Raw genomic sequence first — 1,775 nt, forward strand, 5'->3', positions numbered from 1 at the left:
CAACCTGGATTCCCGCCAACACGTAACTATGCTGGAGGTGTGATGGCCAGCGCCTCGTAAATCTGCTTTTGCTTCGAGAGAACCTCACCAACCCGGAGGGCATGGCCCGGATTCTCGAAACATTCTATGAGATCAAGCTTATCAAGGAGCGACTGAACAGTGTAGTCTTTGAACAACCCGGTTTCCTGCATGTGGTTTTTGATATAAGACACATAAATCAATGCCACGAACGAAACAAAGAGCTTTCCGTCCAGGCTTCTTTCGGAGGAGACCAGCAAACGGCGGAGATTCAGACGGTCCTTGATGTTTCCAAAGGCCTTCTCGATCAAATCCTTGTTTCGGTAAAGTTGCAACGCGGTCATGGCATCCATCTTTTCATTGCTCATCAAGGTGAAATAACCATAATAGCGTTTGCTTTTCCTCACCGCATCTTCCTTCACAGTTACCTGCATCCCCCGAACCGGCGTCTCCTTGATTTCGAAGTACTTCTTGTAGAAACTTTCGTGTTCAGGAGTGTGTTTGCCGTCTTGAAGCTCTTTTCTCATGGACAGCAGCTTCCTGTCAAAACTGGTTTCGTCGTCGGCATACTTGTCGATGTTGAAGTAGACATGCAGATAGATCCGTCGCTTTTCCGCGATGACATCCTTTTTGTAGGGACGTTCCTGCCGATAGTCCCACTCGGTCAGGACGGTGGTGGAATACAGCCCGTGCTGCTCATCCAGATTGTCGTAAGACCGGATGGTGTCATACACCTTGTCAATCTCCCTGCGCACAAAGGAAATGCCGGTCTGCACAGCAACAATGAATTTCAGGCGTTCCTTGAACAGTCCGTTGATATTTGCTTCGCTATAGAAGCCGCGGTCCATGATCAGCTTCACCTTTTCGAAGCCCAGCGCCTCGAAATCGGCGAGCAGATTCTTAAGGGTGCTGACATCCGGTATGTTCCCGGCCAGCTTCCGGTAATAGAACGGAAGTCCGGATTTCTGCCCGAATACCAACGCAAGGTTGATCTGCGGCAACCGGTCATGCTCCTTGTTCTTTCCGTACTGCACCTGGCAGAGTGTCTGGGAATAGCTGGAAACGGATGTCGTATCGTAAGCCCAGTACTCATCCTCGTGGCGGCGTTTCTCCTGAAGTTTGAAGAAGCTGCTTTTCATTTCCTCGGAAATGGATGAGAAGATTTCGCTGCTCCGTTGGGAAGGGATGTTTCCGCCATAGGGGTGTTTGTGCAGCGAACTCCATCTTTCAAAACGGAAAAGCGGCGAGTCGCTTTCCAGGATCAAATAGTATGCAATGGACTGGATCTGCTTGTGGATGGTTGGAAAACACTGCTTGAGGTCCTGGGAAAGCCCAAGTGTATTGCCGATTTCATCCAAAAGATAGGTGGCACCATAAAACCTGCGGCTGGTCCTGTCGATGGGCACCGGTCCCGGCTTTGCCGGTTGCAAAGGTTCTAGCTGTTCTTTACGCTTTTTGCCCCGCCCATCGGTCGGGATGATTTCACCCGTGGCGGGATCCCGTTTGCCGATGAGCTTGCGTTTTGCCCGGGGCTGTTGTTTCTCCTTGTCCCAATAGGATGTTGATTCATACACATATGTGATGCCGCTGCGTTTATCGAACTGGTTTATGATTGCCATTGTGCCACCTCCTAGTTATGTATATGATAACACATAACTAGCAACAAATCAATAGCGGAGTGGCTTGAACGCCAGTAAAATCAATGGTTTGGAGCGAATTCATAGTCATATCATAGTTACGAGTTCCGGGAATCCAGG

General features: G+C 49.6%; 1 protein-coding gene. It reads right to left on the reverse strand.

The genetic code is table 11. The features are described 5' to 3' along the window. Positions 1–26: 26 nt before the first annotated feature. On the reverse strand, positions 27–1,637 hold the full coding sequence (locus GXN74_RS14190; RefSeq protein ID WP_162371587.1) for an IS1634 family transposase: 1,611 nt from the start codon (positions 1,635–1,637) through the stop codon (positions 27–29). Positions 1,638–1,775: the final 138 nt, after the last annotated feature.

It is taken from the genome of Anaerotalea alkaliphila, from assembly GCF_010179735.1.
Lineage (GTDB): Bacteria > Bacillota > Clostridia > Lachnospirales > Vallitaleaceae > Anaerotalea > Anaerotalea alkaliphila.

What these genes read in the sequence shown, in the direction of transcription:
- GXN74_RS14190 (WP_162371587.1), bottom strand. Translation starts at nt 1,637, where the DNA reads ATGGCAATCATAAACCAGTTCGATAAACGCAGCGGCATCACATATGTG.